At 69.8% G+C, this 19,597-nt stretch carries 22 protein-coding genes; 13 read left to right on the top strand and 9 right to left on the bottom strand.

The genetic code is table 11. The features are described 5' to 3' along the window. Positions 1 to 140: 140 nt before the first annotated feature. The gene (locus tag PV396_RS41920; RefSeq protein ID WP_319213623.1) at positions 141 to 707 is read right to left on the bottom strand and encodes a hypothetical protein; all 567 of its coding nucleotides are present in this window, start codon (positions 705 to 707) and stop codon (positions 141 to 143) included. A 166-nt stretch (positions 708 to 873) separates the two neighbouring features. On the opposite strand from PV396_RS41920, the gene PV396_RS41925 reads away from it, so the two are divergent. From PV396_RS41925 to PV396_RS41970, 10 genes are all read left to right on the top strand, one after another. Further along, positions 874 to 1,092 carry a helix-turn-helix domain-containing protein gene (locus PV396_RS41925; protein ID WP_319213624.1) on the top strand — a complete coding sequence of 73 codons (219 nt, stop codon included), beginning with the start codon at positions 874 to 876 and terminating at the stop codon, positions 1,090 to 1,092. Further along, positions 1,089 to 1,400, top strand: coding sequence for a hypothetical protein (locus PV396_RS41930; RefSeq protein WP_319213625.1), 312 nt, complete (start codon positions 1,089 to 1,091; stop codon positions 1,398 to 1,400). Before PV396_RS41925 ends, PV396_RS41930 begins: the two co-directional genes overlap by 4 nt. Then, the gene (locus PV396_RS41935; RefSeq protein ID WP_319213626.1) at positions 1,397 to 2,266 is read left to right on the top strand and encodes a bifunctional DNA primase/polymerase; all 870 of its coding nucleotides are present in this window, start codon (positions 1,397 to 1,399) and stop codon (positions 2,264 to 2,266) included. Before PV396_RS41930 ends, PV396_RS41935 begins: the two co-directional genes overlap by 4 nt. Continuing rightward, complete coding sequence (locus PV396_RS41940) at positions 2,263 to 3,975, top strand: DUF927 domain-containing protein (RefSeq protein ID WP_319213627.1); 1,713 nt, start codon at positions 2,263 to 2,265, stop codon at positions 3,973 to 3,975. The genes PV396_RS41935 and PV396_RS41940 overlap by 4 nt, the downstream gene beginning before the upstream one ends. Positions 3,976 to 4,435: 460 nt before the next feature. Beyond that, positions 4,436 to 4,711, top strand: a complete 276-nt coding sequence (locus tag PV396_RS41945) for a hypothetical protein (protein ID WP_319213628.1) — start codon at positions 4,436 to 4,438, stop codon at positions 4,709 to 4,711. 10 nt (positions 4,712 to 4,721) lie between these two features. Next, positions 4,722 to 5,360: a hypothetical protein gene (locus PV396_RS41950; protein ID WP_319213629.1), complete on the top strand. Its 639-nt coding sequence runs from the start codon at positions 4,722 to 4,724 to the stop codon at positions 5,358 to 5,360. A 135-nt stretch (positions 5,361 to 5,495) separates the two neighbouring features. After that, positions 5,496 to 5,699, top strand: a complete 204-nt coding sequence (locus PV396_RS41955; RefSeq protein WP_319213630.1) for a hypothetical protein — start codon at positions 5,496 to 5,498, stop codon at positions 5,697 to 5,699. Positions 5,700 to 5,932: 233 nt separating this feature from the next. Beyond that, positions 5,933 to 6,280: a hypothetical protein gene (locus tag PV396_RS41960; RefSeq protein WP_319213631.1), complete on the top strand. Its 348-nt coding sequence runs from the start codon at positions 5,933 to 5,935 to the stop codon at positions 6,278 to 6,280. A gap of 128 nt (positions 6,281 to 6,408) precedes the next feature. Continuing rightward, positions 6,409 to 6,618: a hypothetical protein gene (locus PV396_RS41965; protein ID WP_319213632.1), complete on the top strand. Its 210-nt coding sequence runs from the start codon at positions 6,409 to 6,411 to the stop codon at positions 6,616 to 6,618. 21 nt (positions 6,619 to 6,639) lie between these two features. Next, on the top strand, positions 6,640 to 7,758 hold the full coding sequence (locus PV396_RS41970) for a site-specific integrase (protein WP_319213633.1): 1,119 nt from the start codon (positions 6,640 to 6,642) through the stop codon (positions 7,756 to 7,758). 3 nt (positions 7,759 to 7,761) lie between these two features. On the opposite strand, the gene glnA is transcribed toward PV396_RS41970, so the two are convergent. Beyond that, positions 7,762 to 9,171: a type I glutamate--ammonia ligase gene (gene glnA / locus PV396_RS41975; RefSeq protein WP_319213634.1), complete on the bottom strand. Its 1,410-nt coding sequence runs from the start codon at positions 9,169 to 9,171 to the stop codon at positions 7,762 to 7,764. 197 nt (positions 9,172 to 9,368) lie between these two features. On the opposite strand from glnA, the gene PV396_RS41980 reads away from it, so the two are divergent. Continuing rightward, positions 9,369 to 9,836: an RDD family protein gene (locus tag PV396_RS41980; protein ID WP_319213635.1), complete on the top strand. Its 468-nt coding sequence runs from the start codon at positions 9,369 to 9,371 to the stop codon at positions 9,834 to 9,836. A gap of 104 nt (positions 9,837 to 9,940) precedes the next feature. Here the strand turns inward: PV396_RS41980 and PV396_RS41985 are convergent, their stop codons facing one another. From PV396_RS41985 to lipB, 4 genes are all read right to left on the bottom strand, one after another. Then, positions 9,941 to 10,639, bottom strand: coding sequence for a DUF4191 domain-containing protein (locus PV396_RS41985; RefSeq protein WP_319213636.1), 699 nt, complete (start codon positions 10,637 to 10,639; stop codon positions 9,941 to 9,943). Between the two features lie 68 nt (positions 10,640 to 10,707). Then, on the bottom strand, positions 10,708 to 10,908 hold the full coding sequence (locus tag PV396_RS41990; RefSeq protein WP_319213637.1) for a hypothetical protein: 201 nt from the start codon (positions 10,906 to 10,908) through the stop codon (positions 10,708 to 10,710). 304 nt (positions 10,909 to 11,212) lie between these two features. Beyond that, positions 11,213 to 12,178: a lipoyl synthase gene (gene lipA, locus PV396_RS41995; protein ID WP_164407770.1), complete on the bottom strand. Its 966-nt coding sequence runs from the start codon at positions 12,176 to 12,178 to the stop codon at positions 11,213 to 11,215. 335 nt (positions 12,179 to 12,513) lie between these two features. Continuing rightward, positions 12,514 to 13,302 carry a lipoyl(octanoyl) transferase LipB gene (lipB, locus tag PV396_RS42000; protein WP_319213649.1) on the bottom strand — a complete coding sequence of 263 codons (789 nt, stop codon included), beginning with the start codon at positions 13,300 to 13,302 and terminating at the stop codon, positions 12,514 to 12,516. A gap of 285 nt (positions 13,303 to 13,587) precedes the next feature. On the opposite strand from lipB, the gene PV396_RS42005 reads away from it, so the two are divergent. Further along, positions 13,588 to 15,027 (top strand): regulator, encoded by a 1,440-nt coding sequence (locus PV396_RS42005; protein ID WP_319213638.1) that lies wholly within the window; start codon positions 13,588 to 13,590, stop codon positions 15,025 to 15,027. 18 nt (positions 15,028 to 15,045) lie between these two features. Here PV396_RS42005 and PV396_RS42010 read toward each other — a convergent pair whose 3' ends face one another. Both PV396_RS42010 and PV396_RS42015 read right to left on the bottom strand, forming a co-directional pair. After that, positions 15,046 to 16,476, bottom strand: coding sequence for an NAD(P)/FAD-dependent oxidoreductase (locus PV396_RS42010; protein ID WP_319213639.1), 1,431 nt, complete (start codon positions 16,474 to 16,476; stop codon positions 15,046 to 15,048). Between the two features lie 224 nt (positions 16,477 to 16,700). Then, the gene (locus PV396_RS42015) at positions 16,701 to 17,600 is read right to left on the bottom strand and encodes a TIGR01777 family oxidoreductase (protein ID WP_319213640.1); all 900 of its coding nucleotides are present in this window, start codon (positions 17,598 to 17,600) and stop codon (positions 16,701 to 16,703) included. Between the two features lie 62 nt (positions 17,601 to 17,662). On the opposite strand from PV396_RS42015, the gene PV396_RS42020 reads away from it, so the two are divergent. Then, positions 17,663 to 18,229, top strand: a complete 567-nt coding sequence (locus tag PV396_RS42020) for a GNAT family N-acetyltransferase (RefSeq protein WP_319213641.1) — start codon at positions 17,663 to 17,665, stop codon at positions 18,227 to 18,229. A gap of 45 nt (positions 18,230 to 18,274) precedes the next feature. Here the strand turns inward: PV396_RS42020 and PV396_RS42025 are convergent, their stop codons facing one another. Further along, positions 18,275 to 19,459, bottom strand: coding sequence for a MarP family serine protease (locus PV396_RS42025; RefSeq protein ID WP_319213642.1), 1,185 nt, complete (start codon positions 19,457 to 19,459; stop codon positions 18,275 to 18,277). Between the last annotated feature and the right edge of the window lie 138 nt (positions 19,460 to 19,597).

Below are 19,597 nucleotides of genomic sequence, written 5' to 3' on the forward strand. Positions count from 1 at the left end.
CCCGCCTCCCCGCCCTGCCTCCCTGTACATGACCTGCGGAAATGGCCAGTCAGGGAGGCAAGGGAGGCGGGGTTCGGAGGACCGCCGAGACCCTGGGAAACGGGGTCCTGGCCTCCCCCCTCGCCGCCTCCCTCTCTCGCTCAGGAAGAGCGGCCAGGACGACCAGGCGGAAGCAATTCGAGCTCGCGAGCCCGAGCCGTCCACCGCTGAACCGTCCGGGGCGTTACGCCCTCAGCCTTCGCCAAGTCCGTGGCCGGCCGCGACGAGTTGGCGGCGACCCGCAGATACCGGAGTGCGACCCGCGCGAAGAACTGTGTGTCGTCCGGGCCGGTCGGATTGCCGAGGGGGCCCTCGTGGGGGTCACCGGGGCCAGCCATCACCGCGGCCTGCACCGTGGCGCCGGCAGTAGCTCGCCGGGACCGCACGGCCGCCTCGATGGCGGCAAGCGGGAACAGCCGCAACTCACGGATCCCGACCGCGTCAGGACCGGGCACGTAGACGCCAGTAATCACGATCCCGCTGTCGTCGACACCGAACCGCAGCATCAGGCGCCGACCACTCTCGGAGTTCTCGATCAGATCCCACGAGACCGGATCCTCAACTCCCGTGTTCAGCCCCGCGACTGCATCCAGCTGGCTGGAGCTCTCCTGAGTGATCGGGGAGGCGACTACGCGCCACGGTTTCGGCAGGTCCTGGTCAGTAATCACGGGCCGACGGTATGCCCGATCCCAACGCCAGTCAACGTGATGGCCCCATGGTGACAACATGCTGGCGCCATCGCGACAACCTCATGTATAACAAGGGCATTGCCGGGTGTCGCGATGGCGCCGTCATGACGACCCTGGCTAAGTGCGACACATCCCGAGAGGCGACATGGACCTCGCAGCACGCACGACGCTTCAAGAACGCATCGACAAGTACCTGACCACCGAGGAGGTAGCCCGCCGCTACCGCGTGGCGCCGGGAACGGTCCGCTACTGGCGGCACATCAACTACCTGCCCGAAGGCGTCAAGCGCGGCCGGCGCGTCCTGTACGACCCGGACGTTCTCGACCGGTGGGACGCCGAGCAGGCCGGAGGCGCCGCAGCATGACCCGAAACAGCAACGAACCCGGGATGGTCGAAACATCCCGGGTTCGTGAAGACCGCGGTGGCAGGTCTGTTGCGAACACGGTAACGCAGACCCCCGGCAACGCACAGCAGACCGCACTCTTCGCCGCACCGGCCGCCAAGACCGCAGCCCGCCCGCTCGTACTCGTCACCCGCGGCCGAACCGAGTTCCTCGCCCGCTGCCCCAACTGCCGCCAGATGCACCGACACGTACACCTCGGCGACGTCACCGGCGCCTGCGGAGCCACCTACCAACTCCAGCCCAAAGCCAAGCGGAAGGGGGCAGCGTGAGCAACCACGGCAAGGCACGGGCGGCTGCGCACCGTGCCCTCGACTGGGGGTACGGGGGGTTCCCCCTCAGCATCAACAAGATCCCGATCATCCGCTCTCCGCACGAGAAGGGGCACACCTGCCCCGGCATGGCCTTCTGCGGTGCCCCCGGGCACGGAGTCGGCGACGCCACTGACGATCACGACGTGCTCGACTGGCTGTTTGACCAGGCGCCGAAGGCGGTCGGCTACGGCATCGCCTGCGGCGGCCGGCTCGTCGGCCTCGACCTCGACCGCAAGAACGGGGTCGACGGCGTCGCCACACTCAACCGCCTCTCCCGTGAGCACGGCTTCCCGATCCCGTACACCACGACCGTGGGCACCCCGAACAACGGACTGCACCTGTGGGGCACCATCCCCGAGGGCACCGTCGTACCGAACTCGGTCGGCCGCCTCGGTCCCGGCATCGACGTCCGCAGCTCCCGTGGCTACCTCGTCGGCCCCGGCAGCGTCGGCCGTAATGGCGAGTACGTCTTCCACCCGAAGACCGGCTACATCGAGCCTCAGCCGATCCCGGAGCAGCTGCTCGCCCTGATGCTGCCGCCCGCGCCCCGACCGCAGCCACAGCGTCGGCTGGCGGCTATGTCCGTCGACAGTTCCACCCGCACACTGCAGGGTCTCGTCGACGTCGTCCTCAAGTCCTCCCAGGGCAACCGGAACTCCGCCCTCTACTGGGCTGCCAGCAAGGCTTGGGCGCACGCACGCGACGGACATATCGCCGCAGCCGACGCCGAGGCCGAGCTCGTCGGAGCGGCCATCCAGGTCGGATTGGGCGAGGCCGAAGCCCGCCGCACCGTCGCCTCCGCCGAGCGGGGGGTGCGGGTATGAGCGACGCGACGACCGAGCAGGGAACCGAGGAATGGACAGACCGTCATGGCCTCGTTCCCGAGGGTGTCCGCATGCCCACCGGCTACAAGATCAGTTACGGCGGAGTGTGGGTCGAGAAGCAGGTGGCCAAAGAGACGTTCATCGACGTGCGCATCGCGTGGTCGCCCCTGGTCATCCGGTCCGTCTATGTCGACCCGATCGGCGACCAGGCCGTCGAGTTGGCGTGGGTCGACCGCGGCCAGGTCGTCACCAGGACCGTGCAGCGCTCCGTCGTTAGGCGGGGCCGCATCCTGGTGGCCACGCTCGGGGATGCCGGCCTACCCGTCATCGAGGCTGACGCCAAACTCGCCGAGCGCTACCTCGCAGCGTTCGAGTCCATCAACCAGGGGAAGATCCCGCGCGTTCATCTGGCCCGACAGCTGGGCTGGCAGAAGGACGGCACATTCGTTACCGCGCAGGACTCCCCGCACCGTGTCGAGGTCAAGTACGACGAGCAGAAGCCAGCGCTCGCCGCGCACGCCCCCGCTGGGACGTTCGAGGGCTGGCAGGCCGCAGTGAAGCCGATGGAGGCGTACCCGGCCGCGCAGATGGCTCTGTACGCGTCTCTCGCCGCCCCACTGCTGGAACTGGTCGGAGTCAACTCGTTCACCGTCGACATCAGCGGCCGGTCGACCCGCGGGAAGACCACGGCGGCCGGCGCCGGGATGAGCGTCTGGGCAGACCCCAGCGAGCGGGCGGACGGCATGTATTCGTGGCGTACCACGATGCTCGCCGCCGAGAAGCGCCTCAACCTGGTCAACGGTCTGCCCGTGGTGTTCGACGAGACCAAGCTCGTGCGCGATCCGGAGTTGGTGCACGCGCTGCTGTACTCCATCCCGAAGAACCACGGCCAGGCCCGTGGCGGTGGCTGGCCGTCCGGTCTCCCGTGGCGAACCGTCATGATCTCGACGGGGGAACAGTCGGTCCTCACCTTCACGACCGACCAAGGCGCCGGGGCCCGCGTCCTCACTGTGAAGGAGGCGCCGTTCGGCACGGACGGACCGGAGTCCGCCACGGCCGCCGTCGACGTCCGGGACGGCTGCGCCGAGCACTACGGCACGGCCGGCCCGCGGTTCGTCGAGAAGCTGCTCGACACCACCGCGGGGGACGGGAAACGCCGCCTGGTCGCCCGACACAAGGAACTGACGGAAGCTCACCGGTATGACAGCGACATGTCGGCCCGGCGCGCGCCCCTGGTGGCCGTTCTCGCCCTCGCTGCGGAAGTCGGCCACGAATGGGGCATCGTCCCTTTCCCGAGCCCGCTTATGCCCGTCTGGCGCCGACTGTTCGCCGTGTCGGACCAGACCGACAACCGGGGCGAGATGGCGCTCGACGTCGTCCGGGAGTACGTCGCATCTAACCGGCGTTCCTTGTGGGCGCCGGGCACCGACAACGAGCCGCCATTCTCCGGATGGATCGGGCGAGAGTTGGACGTCGACGAGCAGACCACGGTCGGTCTGCTGGCGCAGCGACTCAAAGAAGCACTCAGCCGGGCAGGGTACGAGCTGGAGTCCGTAATCCCCAGCTGGAGAGAGGCAGCGGTGCTGGTCGAGAACGACTCGTACCGGCCGCCCTACCTCGCCAAGAAGAAGATGAACGGCGGCCAGGTCCGCCTCTACATCTTCAAGCCCGAGGTGTTCGCCGCCCCGGAAGACGAGGACGGAGAGTGACGTGAGCCTCATACGTCACAGGAAAACCGTCCCTCTCTCCGGCTCACATGCGTACCCCCTCCAGTCAGGGGAAACGTCGCAGCTCAACGGTCATCAGCAAGGAGTACGCAGCAGCGCGTACCCCCCAGGGTTGAGGGCTGGGGGTACGCATACGTGCGTACCCCCACGCGTCAGACAATCGTCGCAGCTCAAACGGCATGTGGTACCCCCCATGGCAGGGGGTACGCACTTGGGCTCCCAAGAGAGCCTGTTTTTGCCGAGCAGGCGGACAGGAGTAACAGGCAGTGACACGTTCCCGTCACCGTTGCGCAGTCTGCGACCGCCCACTCAAGGCCGGCCGTGGCAAACCGTGCGTCCGCGGATGCGGCGCCCGGCTGTGCCGCGCCCTCCACCTTCCCCAGTGCACCGACGTACACGGCGGGCAGTGCCCGCACCTCGAACTCCCCGAAGGGAACTGACCATGTCTCAAGACCCGATCCGTGCCATGCACGATCGCTCGGTTGAGAAAAAGCGCGCGCAGCAGGACCCCGCCTATCTCCAAGCCCTGATGAACGGTCAGGCGCCCAGCGTGATCGCATTCGTGGCCGCCCTCGACGCTGGCCACGAGGGCGACGAAGCGCTCGACGCAGCCCGCCGCATCGACCAGGCCGCCGCCAACTTCTTCAACCAGCCGCCCGCCGACGACACCACGGCCACCACCGAGCAGCCGCCCGCCGACCTTCCGCCCGCAGCCTGAGGAGCCAGCCATGACCAAGACCGTCACCATCCAGGAAGCCGAGCAGCAGCTCACCGCGGCGACCGCCACCCTCGACCAACTCAAGGCGAAGATCCTCGACCACGGGCCCGGGTCGGTCACCGCCGAGGAACTCGGCACGGCCGCGCTCGCTGTCGAGCACGCCAGCCTCACCATCGGCCACGCCGTGAAGACCGCCGAAACCAGCATCGAGGCCGAACGACAGGAACGGCTGCAGCTCCTCAAGGCCCAGATCCTCGAGCAGGCCGGCGACGTCGACACCGCCCTCGACGCCATGCGGCAAATCGAGACTGCGGCAGCCGCCCTCATCGAAGCGTGCGCGGGCAGGCAGACCCTCATCGGCCAGGCCACCGCAGCCATGCGACGAGACGGCGTACCCCAGTCCAGCGAAGCATCCGACGAACACGCGGGGCTCGGCTGGGCCGACGCAGGCATGGGCCGCAGCGACGCCGTGTACGTCGACGGCCGCAAGATCGGATACGTCAGCGCGGGCGTCATCATCGCCGGCGCCCTCGACCGCGCCTCCCGGCAGGCAGGCCGCAGCGTACGACACCTGCAGCCCGCCATCGACGTACCCGTACACCAGGACATCGCACAGGACCCCGAGGCGTGGCTCACGGCCAGGTACTGACAGACCGCTCGCCTGGAAAGCGAGAGGTGGCAGCGCAGAGGGCTTTACTCCTTTCGGCTCTGCGCGTGGCCATCAGGGCGCCCGGTACGCCGCGGCACCCGGGCGCCCACCCAACACACAGACCAGGAGCACCACATGCGCATCCCCGACCACCTCGCCACCTACCAGGAAGAGCACTGGATGCCCCACGTCGAACCCGGCATCCGGCTACCCACGCTCCGAGCCCGCGAGAAGTACCGGCAGGCACAAGACCAGTGGGCAGGCGAACACGGCCTCGACCGCACCCAGTTCGAGCGACTGCTCGGCGAGCAGCGGAAGACGGCCAGCAGCACCAACTGATCCGGATGATCGCCCCTGGGGGAGGACCCCAAGATCATCCGGATCTGCGGATCGGGCACGTTAGCACCTCGCTGTGCGTGGACCCTAAAAAGACCCTTAGGCGACCCTCTGAGCTGCGGAAACGTCTGGGCGATGGGGTGCCGATTGGGTCGCTGGCCGAACGTCGAACCTTCCCGGCACCGGGAAACATGCAGGTCAGGCGGTGTTTTGCCGTCACACATCGGGAGGTTGGAATGCAGAAAGCACCGGAGGAACTCGGCGAGTCGGGCACCCGTCTGTGGGAGTCCGTGACGTCCGTGTTCGGTCTGGACGTGCACGAGCAGCTGCTTCTGCTGCAGGCGTGCCGGACGGCTGATCTGCTGGACCGGCTGTCGGCGGAGGTTGCGGCCGGCGGGCTGACGGTGGTGAACCAGAAGGGTGACCGGATCTCGAATCCGGTCGTTGTCGAGCAGCGGCAGCAGTCGCTTGTGCTCGCCCGCATGCTGGCTTCCGTGCGCCTGCCGGAAGGCGAGTCGGACGAACGGCCGCAGCGACGCGGGGCGGCCCGTAAGAGCTACGGAATCCGGGGGTCCGTCGCGTGAGGCGCCTACAGCCCCCGCCGTCCACGGACGAGCCTCCGGAGTATCTGCGACCGTTCGACCCGGACCGGTACCGTCAGACGGCCCTGCAGTCGCTACGGGACCATCCCGGAGACGTCTGGTGTGCGGCTATGTCCGTCTGGCGGGCCTGGCAGCACGAATGCCAGGACTGGCAGGCCGAGCGCGGCATCGTCCGCGGGGCGAAGGGCTGGAGGCGCCAGTTCGGCCCCGGGCAGCCGCCGACGGGCTGGGTGTGCGCGGAGTTCGCGCTCGCCGTCAACGAGGAGTCCACGCCTTGCCCGTCCGCCTGCCACACGCACGAGAATCAGCGGATCCGCTGAGCACTGGGGAGAGGTCTGAGAGTGGCCAGCAAGAGCATCAAGAAGCGCCCGAACGGCAAGTGGCGGGCCCGGTACCGGGACCTGGCGGGTAAGGAGCACGCACGGCACTTCGAGCGGAAGATCGACGGTGAGCGCTGGCTCGACGAGGTTACGGCCGCGCTGGTGACCAACACCTACGTCGACCCGAAAGACAAGAAACTCACGGTCGATCAGTGGTGCGATCTGTGGATCGAGTCCTACGCGAAGCGTGAGTCGACCGTGCGACAGGCCCGGGTGCACCTGGCGCAGATCCGCGAGGAGTTCGGGCCCCTGACCCTGATGGCGGTCGACGAGATGGCCGTCAAACGGTGGATGGCCCGGCTGCTGCGCGAGAAGGTCTCACAGTCCTACCGGTTCGCGCTGCACAGTCGCCTGTCGCAGGTGATGCGGGCCGCAGTGCGGGCCAAGAAGCTGAGTGCCAACCCGTGTTCCCGGGAGACCTCGCCGGGCGCCGGGAAGCAGCGCCCATACGTCTGCACGGACGCGCAACTGTGGCAGCTGTACGAGGCCGCAGAACCGAAGTACCGGCCCGCGCTGCTGCTGGGTGCGTTCGCCGGCCTGCGCACGGCGGAGGCGTGCGGCCTGCGCCTGGTCGACGTCGACCTCGACGTAATGACGGTGACACCGACGGTGCAATACCCGGCGGTGCCGCTCAAGACGGAGTCGAGTATGGCGGCCGTGCCGATCCCGGACGTGTTCGTCGGCGAGCTCAAGCGGCTGCTCGACGGCCGCACGGACGGGTGGGTCCTGCTCGACGACGACGCCGTCCAGCTGGGTCCGTGGAAGGTCGAGCGGCACATGCGCCGGATCCGTAAGCAGGTACCGGGGCTGTCGCCGGAATTCAGGTTCCACGATCTTCGCCACTACTACGCGAGCATGCTCATCGCGTCCGGCGCTGACGTGAAGGTGGTCCAGCAGCGGCTACGGCACTCGAAGGCCACGACGACGCTGAACACATACGGTCACCTCTGGCCCGACTCGGACCAGTCGACACGGGCCGCCGTCGAGGTCGCCATGAGCCCCTTGATCAACAACTCTGCGGACCCTCTGCGGACTGCCAGAGGGTCCGCAGAGGGAACCGCAAGCTCAGAGCCTAGTTAGGGCCTACACGTCGAAGTACAGCTCGAACTCGTGCGGGTGCGGACGCAGCTGCAGCGGCGCGATCTCGTTCGTGCGCTTGAAGTCGATCCACGTCTCGATCAGGTCCGGCGTGAACACGTCGCCCTGGAGGAGGAACTCGTGGTCGCGCTCGAGGGAGTCGAGGACGGCCGGGAGCGAGGTCGGGACCTGCGCCACGCTCGCGTGCTCCTCGGGAGCCAGCTCGTAGAGGTCCTTGTCGATCGGCTCGGCCGGCTCGATCTTGTTCTTGATGCCGTCCAGGCCCGCCAGCAGCAGCGCGGAGAACGCCAGGTACGGGTTGCCGGAGGAGTCGGGCGCGCGGAACTCGACGCGCTTGGCCTTCGGGTTGGAGCCCGTGATCGGGATACGCATGGCCGCGGAGCGGTTGCGCTGCGAGTACACCAGGTTGATCGGCGCCTCGAAGCCCGGGACCAGGCGGTGGTACGAGTTCACCGTCGGGTTGGTGAACGCGAGCAGCGACGGGGCGTGCTTGAGGATGCCGCCGATGTAGTAGCGGGCGGTGTCCGACAGGCCCGCGTAGCCGGCCTCGTCGTAGAAGAGCGGCTGGCCGCCCGTCCACAGCGACTGGTGGACGTGCATGCCGGAGCCGTTGTCACCGAAGATCGGCTTCGGCATGAAGGTCGCGGTCTTGCCGTTGCGCCAGGCCACGTTCTTCACGATGTACTTGAAGAGCTGGAGGTCGTCGGCCGCGGCGAGCAGCGTGTTGAACTTGTAGTTGATCTCGGCCTGGCCGGCGGTGCCCACCTCGTGGTGCTGGCGCTCGACCTGGAGGCCGGAGTTGGCCAGCTCAAGGGAGATCTCGGCCCGCAGGTCGGCGAAGTGGTCGACCGGCGGCGTCGGGAAGTAGCCGCCCTTGTAGCGGACCTTGTAACCACGGTTGTTCTCGACCGCACCGGTGTTCCAGGCGCCGGCCTCGGAGTCGATGTGGTAGAAGGACTCGTTCGCGCCGGTGGCGAAACGCACGCTGTCGAAGACGTAGAACTCGGCCTCGGGACCGAAGTACGCGGTGTCCGCGATACCGGTCGACGCCAGGTACGCCTCGGCCTTCTTGGCCACGTTGCGCGGGTCACGGGAGTACTGCTCGCCCGTGATCGGGTCGTGGATGAAGAAGTTGATGTTGACCGTCTTGTCACGGCGGAACGGGTCGACCCGCGCCGTGGACAGGTCGGCGCGCAGCGCCATGTCGGACTCGTGGATGGCTTGGAAGCCGCGGATCGAGGAGCCGTCGAAGGCCAGTTCCTCGTCCGGGTCGAAGGCCGTCGCCGGCAGCGTGAAGTGCTGCATCACACCCGGCAGGTCGCAGAAGCGGACGTCGATGAACTTGACGTCCTCGTCCGCGATGTACTTCTTGGCCTCGTCGGCGTTCTGGAACATCCAGCTCCTCCTACTCCCGGCCGTCCGTGCCGGGGTGGTAGTTCGTTCGTGCGGCCAGTGCGGTGGCACACGTTGGATCCGACTTTAGGGACAGGTGATTTCTCAGGCATGACCCATTTGTTTCGACCAAGTTAACCGGACCCGGGCTGAGCGACCCACCTGCGGGTAGTGAAAATCGCGCGCAGTACGGTGGTCGGGTGGACAACAGGGACGCAATCGGATCGTGGCTCTCCGGCCCCCGCGCCGCCGCGGAGGAAGCCGGTGTCGACTTCGGATACCGGGGCCAACAGCTCGGTCTGCCCGAAGCGGGCCCGGGCTCCATCGCCCGCCCCGGCCGCAGGCTCGGCGCGCTGGCCGTCGACTGGGGCCTGTGCCTCCTGATCGCATACGGCCTCATCACCGACAGCTACAACAAGGCGGCGCAGGTGTGGGCACCGCTCATCCTGCTCGCGCTGCTCCTGCTCACGCTGAGCACGCTCGGTTTCACTCCGGGCAAGCGGCTGTTCGGCCTGCGGGTGGTCGCCCTGGACACGGGCCGCGTCAGTCCGCTGCGTGCCGCGCTCAGAACACTGCTGTTCTTCCTCGCAGTCCCGGCCCTGATCTGGGACCGCGACGGCCGCGGCCTGCACGACCGGCTCGCCCGCACCGTGGAAGTACGGATCTAGCGCACGTACGAGACAGGACAGACACGAGGTACGACGATGGGGCGCCCGGAGTGATCCGGGCGCCCCATCGTCGTACCTCGTGTCGTCGTACGCGATCGCTCGCGTCAGCGCATCTTGCCGCCGCGCGGCATGCGCATCCCCTTGGGCATCGGGCCCTTCGGCAGCGGCATGTTGCTCATCAGGTCGCCCATGGCGCGCAGCCGGTCGTTGGTCGCGGTCACCTGGGGGCCGGCGAGGACGCGCGGCAGCTTCAGCATGGTCGTGCGGAGCTTCTTCAGCTCGATCTGGCCCTCACCCGTGCCGACCAGCAGGTCGTGCACCGGTACGTCCGCGACGATGCGGGCCATCTTCCTCTTCTCGGCGGCCAGCAGGCTCTTCACCCGGTTCGGGTTGCCCTCGGCGACCAGCACGATGCCGGCCTTGCCGACCGCGCGGTGCACCACGTCCTGGCTGCGGTTCATCGCCACCGCCGGAGTGGTCGTCCAGCCCCGGCCGATGTTGTCCAGTACGGCTGCCGCGGCACCCGGCTGGCCTTCCATCTGCCCGAAGGCGGCCCGCTCGGCCCGGCGCCCGAACACGATCGCCGTCGCGAGGAAGGCGAGCAGGAGGCCGAGAATTCCGAGATAGATCGGGTGACCGATCAGGAAGCCGATCGCGAGGAAGACACCGAAGGTGAAGATTCCGACAGCCGCGAGTACAAGACCGATCTTTTTGTCGGCCTTGCGGGTCATCTTGTACGTCAGGGCGATCTGCTTGAGTCGCCCGGGGTTCGCGGCGTCCGCCGCGGTTTCCTTCCTCGCCATGCCGTGAAGTCTACGTGTCCCGGCAAGCGCCGACGACGGCGGTGTCGTCGGGGGCGGGGGAGCGGCGGTCAGGAACGGGTGGCCAGGGCCTGATCGAGGACGCGCTGCGTCTCGTTGCGGTCCTTGGCGCGACGGCGGTCCTCCAGGACGGAGGTCCAGGCGTTCTGGCGGGCGGTGCGCTGGCCGCTGTTGAGGAGCAGCGACTCGACTGCGCGCAGCGCGTCGGTGAACGACGGGATGGGCGTGGCGCGGACGGGTGCGGTCTGCATGGTGGAGGTCCCCCCTCGGGACGGCTCTGGTTTAAGGGTGCACATCGTGTGAAGACAGGCTCACTGATTGGTGTTACCAGGGCGTGACCTGCCGGTCAAACACGGATGAAGCCTTGATACGGAAGGCGAAAACGCCGATGCGGTCCCGACGTATGCCCTCAACTGCGAGGACGGTCGGGACCGCACGGAATCGGCCGTTACTGACGGGTAGTCTCTTGTGCGGGAATTCACACGTCTGCCACGCCCTTGCTGGGCAGGACAGGTGACGGTGTGTCAGGCACCAAGCCCGGGCTGGAGGCCCTGCTCACACCGCCTGCGAGGCGATGTACGAGCCCCGCTTCTCGATGGCCATCTGGTAGAGGCGACCGGCGCGGTACGACGAGCGGACCAGCGGGCCGGACATGACCCCGGAGAAGCCGATCTGCTCGGCCTCCTCCTTCAGCTCGACGAACTCGTGCGGCTTCACCCAGCGCTCCACGGGGTGGTGCCGCACGGTAGGACGCAGGTACTGCGTGATGGTGATCAGCTCGCACCCCGCCTCGTGCAGCTGGCGCAGCGCCTCGCTGACCTCCTCGCGGGTCTCGCCCATGCCGAGGATCAGGTTGGACTTCGTGACCAGACCGTAGTCGCGGGCGTCGGTGATGACCTTGAGCGAGCGGTCGTAGCGGAAGCCGGGGCGGATGCGCTTGAAGATACGGGGGACCGTCTCGACGTTGTGCGCGAAGACCTCGGGCCGGGAGGAGAACACCTCGGCCAGCAGCTCCGGTACGGCGTTGAAGTCGGGCGCGAGCAGCTCGACCTTGGTGCGGCCTTCTTCCCGGCCCTCGGTCTGCTGGTGGATCTGGCGCACCGTCTCGGCGTACAGCCAGGCGCCGCCGTCCTCCAGGTCATCGCGGGCGACGCCGGTGATGGTGGCGTAGTTGAGGTCCATCGTGACCACGGACTCGCCGACGCGGCGGGGCTCGTCGCGGTCGAGCGCCTCGGGCTTGCCGGTGTCGATCTGGCAGAAGTCGCAGCGCCGGGTGCACTGGTCGCCGCCGATGAGGAACGTGGCCTCGCGGTCCTCCCAGCACTCGTAGATGTTGGGACAGCCGGCTTCCTGGCAGACCGTGTGCAGGCCCTCGCTCTTCACGAGGTTCTGCATCTTCGTGTACTCGGGACCCATTTTCGCCCGGGTCTTGATCCACTCGGGCTTGCGCTCGATGGGGGTCTGGGCGTTCCGGACCTCCAGGCGCAGCATCTTGCGTCCGTCGGGTGCGACTGCGGACACGATGGCTCCCTGTAGCTTCGATTCTTCGGCGTACACCAGGGTACGCCCGTGCGCTGTACGCCCTGCGAGACGGGCAACCTTTGAGACGGAGGGTGCATTCCCGGGGCCGGGTTTCCTCGCCCCCGCCGCCCCTACCCGTCCCATCCCTGGGGGCTGCCGCCCCCAGACCCCCCTACGGCCCTGAACGGGCCTCGTCCTCAAACGCCGGACGGGCTGAAAGATCAAGCCCCGGCCGGCACCATCCAGCCCTTCCGGCGTTTGAGGAGCGGGGGTTCGGGGGCAGCGCCCCCGAGGAGGATGGGACGGGTAGGGGCGGCGGGGGCGAAGAAAAAGCCCTACGCCGACGCCCGCTCCACCACCCGCGCCCGCAGCTCCGCCCCCTCCATCACGCCCCGCAACTCCCGCTCCACCACCGGCAGAACCTCCCCCACCGTCACATCCCGCCCCAGCTCGTTCGAGAGCGAAGTCACCCCCGCATCCCGAATCCCACAGGGAATGATCCGGTCGAACCAGACATTGTCCGGGTTCACGTTGAGCGAGAACCCGTGCATCGTGACCCCCTTCGCCACCCGGATCCCGATCGCCGCCACCTTCCGGTCCTCCCGCCGCTGCCCGGCGTTGGACGGCGCGTACTCGGGCCCGTTCAGCCGAGGATCGAACTCGTCGTCGTGCAACCGGGGATCCAGATCCAGCGAGAGCCCCCCGAGCGCGGACGCGGGCCGCTGCTCGACCGGATCGCCCAGCACCCACACCCCGCTGCGCCCCTCGACCCGCGAGGTCTCGACCCCGAACTCCGCGCAGGTGCGGATCAGCGCATCCTCGAGCCGCCGTACATGTGCCACGACGTCCACCGGACGCGGCAGCTTCTGGATGGGGTAGCCCACCAGCTGGCCGGGACCGTGCCAGGTGATCTTGCCGCCGCGGTCCACGTCGATGACCGGCGTGCCGTCGAGGGGGCGCTCGCTCGGGTCGGTGCGCCGGCCGGCCGTGTAGACCGGCTGGTGTTCGAGGAGCAGGCAGGTGTCGGGGATCTCGTCCGCGAAACGGGCCGCGTGCACCCTGCGCTGCTCGTCCCAGGCCGCCTGGTAGTCGACGTACTCGACTCCGTCGGCACCGAATCCCATGCGGACGAACCGCAACTCACCACTCACGGGGGTGCCTCCCTGGCTGTTCCGGCGGCGTACTCGGCAACTGCGTGTCAGGCACGTCATGCGCCCAAGCCACTGTACGTCCGGCCTGCGCCCGTCACTCCGGCGCCCAATTCTCACACGATCGGATGAATGTACGGCGAAATGTCCTATCGGGTGCTTACGCTCCGCTACATTCGCGCCGTTCACGAGGCCAAAAGGGCTGCTCACCAGCAATCCGGGCACCCCAAAGGGGCCCGAAGGCAGGAGACCGCACCGCAGATGACGGACCGACCCGCGCAGCGCACTCCCAACCGCCAGCTCGCCGCGCTCATCGCAGAAGCGGGATTCTCCAACGCAGGTCTGGCTCGCCGGGTGGACCAGCTCGGTCTCGAACACGGCCTCGATCTCAGATACGACAAGACATCGGTGACCCGCTGGCTGCGCGGACAGCAGCCCCGGGGCACCACACCGGCCCTCATCGCCGAGGTCTTCACCCGACGCCTCGGACGACGGCTCACCGCCCAGGATCTCGGGCTCGACGCCTGCGCGCCCGTCTACGCGGGGCTGGAGTTCGCGGCCACCCCCGAGGAGGCCATCGACATCGTCAGCGGGCTGTGGCGCAAGGACTCCGGCAGCCACGCCGAGCTGCGCAAGATCGCCTTCACCCCGGCCGGACTCGTCGTGCCCAGCCGGGACTGGCTGATCGGACGCCCCGACGACCGTGTCGGACGCGGCGACCAGCCCGCCGCATGCGTGCCCGTGCAGGGGCGCCCCGGCGTACCCCGGCAGCGCGGGCAGGCCGAGCGCGGCCCCGGGCAGAAGGTCACCGGCGGTGACATCGCCGCGCTCCGCTCGGTCGGCGAACTGTTCCGCACCCTCGACGACGCCTATGGAGGCGGCCACGCCCGTCAGGCCCTCGTCCGCTACCTGGAACACGAGACCGAGCCCATGCTGCGCGGCACCTACGGCGAGCAGACGGGCCGCCGGCTGTTCGCGGCGGCCTCCGACCTCACCCGGCTCGCGGGCTGGACGTCGTACGACATCGCCGCGCACGGACTCGCCCAGCGCTACTTCGTGCAGGCGCTCAGGCTCGCGCAGGCCGCCGGGGACCGGGCGTACGGCTCGTACGTACTGGCCACCATGAGCCGGCAGGCCGTCTACCTCGGGCACGGGCGCGAGGCCATGCAGCTCGCGCGGGTGGCCCAGCAGGGTGTCGGCACCACGGCGCCGCCCGTCGTGCAGTCGCTGCTGCACGCGTGCGAGGCGCGCGCCCACGGAGTGCTGGGCGAGGTCCGGGCCTGCACCGCCTCCCTCGTACGGGCCGAACGGGCGCTCGAGGCGGCCCGGCCCGGTGACGAGGTCCCGCACTGGGCGCGGTTCTTCGACGAGGCGCAGCTCGCCGACGAGTTCGGGCACTGCCACCGCGATCTGCAGCAGTTCCGCGCCGCCGCCCAGCACGCGGAGCGTTCGCTCCAGCTGCGCGCCCCCGCCTTCGCCCGCAGCCGCCTCTTCTGCCGTGTCGTGCTCGCCTCGGCCCGGCTGGGCCTCGGCGAGCTCGACCAGGCCTGCCAGCTGGGCGCCGAGGCGGCCGGCGCGGCGACGGAGATGCGCTCGGTACGGGCGACCGAGTACCTACGGGACTTCGAACGCCGCCTGGAGCCCTACCGGGACGCGGCGCCGGTCAGGGTCTACCGCGACAAGGTCGCCGCGCTCGGCTGACCCCGGGGACCCCTTCGCTCACGCGGCCGCCGCTTCCTCTGCCTCCGTTGCCTCCGTCGTCGACGGCGTCGCTGTCGTCGTCAGTGGCTCCGCCATGTGCATCGGGCCCGCGCCCAGGTCCGTCAGGATCGCGGACGCGGCCCGGTGCCCGGAGTACAGGGCACCCTGGACGGTGCTGGTGTCCCGGTGGTCGCCGCACACGTACAGGCCCGCCAGCAGCCGTACCGGGCGGCGCAGATCGTGCGGCGGGCGCATCGACGGCACCGCCTCGGCGGTGTGGTGCACGGCGAGCGTCTCCCACCGCGTGGTCGACACCCCGTACAGGCGTGACAGGTGCGTGCGTACGGCCGTTTCCAGGTCCTGCGGCGGGGTGCCCAGCACCGTCGACGAGATCAGCGGGCGGCCGGCGGGGGAGCGGGACGGGTCCACCCGGCTGATCACCGCCGTGTGGGTGACCGGGCCCCCGCGATCCGCCTCCAGGAGCAGGGACGCGCCGGTCGCGGGCGCCTCGTCGGCCGTGTGGTGGACGACGGTCACCGGGTGGAAGTCGGGCACGCGCAGTCCGGGCAGCAGACCGGCGGCGGCGCGGGCGTCGGTCGCCACCAGGACGGCCCGGCAGCGCAGTTCGCCGTGGTCGGCGGTGGTCACCAGGTTCGTGGCGATGGACGTGACCCGGACCCCGGTGTGCACCGTGCCGGGCGGCAACGACCGCGCGAGCTGTTCCGGCAGCGTCTCCGCACCGCCCTCCGGCACGCACAGCCGGCCGCTCGCGAACGCCCGCAGCGCCAGATCCGCGCACCGGCTCGACGTGGTCAGCTCGGGGTCGCAGAGCAGCGCGGCGAGCAACGGGCGCAGAAAGCCCTCGATCGTACGGGCGGGCAGCCCGCGGCTTGCCAGGGCCTGGGCGGCCGGCAACTCGGGGCGGGCCAGAAGCCGGTGCACGGGGGCCCCGGCGAGCCGGGTGAGCGCGGCGCCGAGCCGGGCCTGGTCGACGGCGCCGCCGAACGCCCCGCCGAGCGGCGCGCCGGTACGTGCCATCGCCGACGCCACCGTCCTGGAGGACCTGACCGACCTGGCCGGCCTCGGGGCGCTTGCCAGGGCGCGCACAGCACCGAGTGCGCCCCGTGCGCCCCCTCCGCCGAGCGAGGCGCCCGCCCGGTGCCGCCGCCCGTCGCTGTGCACCAGGACACCCGGCGCGAAGGGACGCAGGACGAGTGCGTCGAGGCCCGGGGTCAGCCGGAGTTCGGGATACGCGGTGGACAGCAGCTGCCCGACCCGGTCGAGCCGGAAACCGTCGACCTTCTCGGTCGCCATCCGGCCGCCGACGTAAGGGGCGGCCTCCAGGACCGCGGTCGTTACTCCTGCGCTGGTCAGCCGATGGGCCGCCGCGAGGCCGGCGACCCCGGCCCCCACGATGACGACGTCCGCCTGGTACGCGGGCTCAAGCACGTGCCCTCCTCGTTCGCGACGACGCGGCCGGCCGGGACACCGTTGCCCCAACAGGCGTACGGGATAAGCGAGTTCGGTCGATCTGACCGCTTACCGAGAGTAGGGCGGCTCACGGCGGGCGGAAGTCGCGCATGAACAGGGCACGGTCGCACACCGGTCGCATACGGTCGCACCCTGTCATCGCGGGTAAGGGGCAGGGGTGCGGACAGGGGGCGCGGAAGGGGTCAGGCGAGCGCCGCCCGGATCGCGTCGTCGATCTCCGGGAACGCGAACGTGAACCCGGACTCCAGCAGCCGCTTCGGCAGCACGCGCGCGCTGCCGAGCACGTCCCCGGACATCTCGCCCAGCACCGCCCGCAGCACGGGCGCGGGCACGGTGAACAGCGTCGGCCGGCGCAGCACGCGCCCCATCGCCGCCGTGATCTCCCGGTTGGTCAGCGGGCGAGGTGCCGTCAGATTGAACGCCCCGGACAACCCGTCGGTGTCGATGAGATGCCGGATCGCCGCCACCTCGTCGTGCAGCGCGATGAACGACCAGTACTGCGAGCCGTCGCCCATCCGCCCGCCCAGGCCCGCCTTGAACAGCGGAAACAGCTTCCCCCATGCCCCGCCCCCACGCGCCACCACCAGCCCGGTCCGCACGAAGACCGTCCGTACGCCCGCGTCCCGGGCCGCGCTCGCGGCACCCTCCCACTCCACGCACACCGACGGCAGGAAACCGTCCCCCGCCGGGCTGTCCTCGTCCACGGCCCGCTCGCCGGTCTCCCCGTAGTAGCCCATCGCACTGCCGTTCACGAAGACGCGCGGCGGCTCGTCCAGCGCGGCGACGGCCTCGGCGAGCGTCGCCGTACCCAGGACCCGGCTGTCGCGGATCGTCCGCTTGTACGCGTCGGTCCAGCGCCGGTCACCGACCCCCGCCCCGGCCAGGTTCACCACCGCGTCGCAGCCCGCGAGCCCGGCGGCGTCGATCGTCCGGCGTTGAGGGTCCCAGCGGATCTCGTCCTTCGTCCGGGGCGCATGCCGCACCAGGCGGGCGACCTCGTGTCCGTCGGCGGTCAGGGACCGCACCAGAGCCCTACCGATGAGACCGGAGGCACCGGCCACCACGATTCGCGAGCGTTCCATGCCCCCATCCTGCGCCACCAGCCCCGGGCCCGTTGTCGTACCCCCGCCCTAGAGTGATCCCCATGTCGCCCGAGCCGCAGCAACCGCGCCAGCCCCACGACGGCCACGAAGGCCCCGCGGGCCAGGAGCATCCCACCGACTCCGAGCCGTACGTCCGCCGCGCCCGGCCCGAGGACGACGAGGCCCTGGGCAGACTCGACCGCGCCACCTGGTCCACCCTGCACGCCGTCTCGCCCCGGCCCAGACCGCCGTACGCGCCGTTCTTCCGCGAGCACTCGGGGCCGGACGACCACCTGGTCGCGGCGACCGGGGACGGCCGGGTCGTCGGCTATGTCAGGCTCGCCCGGCCCACCGAGCTCGCGTCGAACGCGCATGTCCTGCAGATACAGGGTTTCGCCGTCTCCGACGAGGCGCGGGGCAAGGGCGTCGGGCGGCTGCTGCTCCGGGCCGCCGTGGCCGAGGCCCGCCGCCGGGGCGCCCTGCGCCTCACACTGCGCGTCCTCGGGCACAACGCCCCGGCCCGCAAGCTGTACGAGTCGGAGGGCTTCGTCGTGGAGGGCATACAGCCCCGGGAGTTCCTGCTCGACGGGGAGTTCGTCGACGACGTACTCATGGGCCTGCCGCTGTAACCGCGATGCGGGCACCCGGCGTCCGGGCGGCCGGACGTCCGGCGTTCAGGACGTGACCAGGTCTCCCGTGTCCACCGCCGCCGTCGACGTCGCCGCGCGTTCGGCGTCGCCGGATACCTCGTCCACCGTCAGGACGTAACCCGTCTCGTCGTCGGACGTGGAGCGAGCGAAGACCACGCCGAACACCTTGCCGTCGGTGGTCAGGAGCGGGCCGCCGGAGTTGCCGGGGCGGACCGTCGAGCGGATCGAGTAGATCTCGCGGGTCACCGTCTCGCTGTTGTAGATGTTCTGGCCCCTCGCCCGCACCTTGTCGGCGACCGTGGCGGCCTGCAGATTCAGGTCCCCGTCCTGCGGATAGCCCGCGACCACCGCCGAGTCGCCCCGCTTCGCACTGTCGTCGAAGCGCAGGACGGGCGCGCGCAGATCCGGGACGTACAGCACGGCCACGTCCTTCTCGGGGTCGAAGAGCACCACCGTCGCCTCGTGCGGTGTCCCCACCCCCCCGACCCGGACGGTCGGCTCGTCGATGCCCGCCACCACATGCGCGTTGGTCATCACATGGCGGGGCGCGTACACGAAACCGCTGCCCTCGCGGCCCTGGGTGCCCGCCACACCCTCGATCTTGACCGTGCTCAGCTTGGCCGCGTTCGTCGCGCTCGGCGTGACACTGTCACCGCTGGGCTTGGCGACACTCGTCGCCGGTTCGTTCTCGAACGGGTTGAAGACCTGCGGGAAGCCCGCCTGGGTGAGCGCGGACGTGGCCCGCGAGAACCACGTCGGCGTGGTGTCCGGCATCGCGTCCTGCACCGTGCCCAGCAGCGCCGAGTCCCGGATCGCCGTCGTGACCAGCGGTGACGAGGAGGCGCCCAGGACGCTCGCGGCCACCCACGACACCAGCAGCACGGCGACCGCGTTCGCCGCGGCCCCGCCCACACCGTCTGCCACCCGCAGCGGCCCCTGGTCCAGCTCGCGGCGCAGCCTCAGCGCGAACCTGCCCATCAGTTCATGGCCCACCACGGCCGGTACCAGCACGGTGAGCACGGCGGTCACCGTCGCGGCGGGCGTCCCCGCCTCCACCAGCTCCATGATCCACGGCAGTACCCACACCCCGACGACCGCACCGCCCACGAACCCCGCCAGGGAGACACAGCCCGCGACCAGGCCACGCCGGTACCCGGACGCCGCGTAGCCGATGATCACCAGCACCAGCAGGACGTCGAGCAGGTCCACTCCGGCCGCCTTTCTTCTGGACCCTTGGTCTGCCCCGTAGGTCCCCCGTACATGCGGTTACAAGCGGTAGTACGCACGGGACGGGTCCGGTGATCAGTCGCCGGTCATCCGCCGCCAATCAGTCCCACGCGCGCATCA

Source organism: Streptomyces sp. ME02-8801-2C, assembly GCF_033793965.1.
GTDB lineage: Bacteria > Actinomycetota > Actinomycetes > Streptomycetales > Streptomycetaceae > Streptomyces.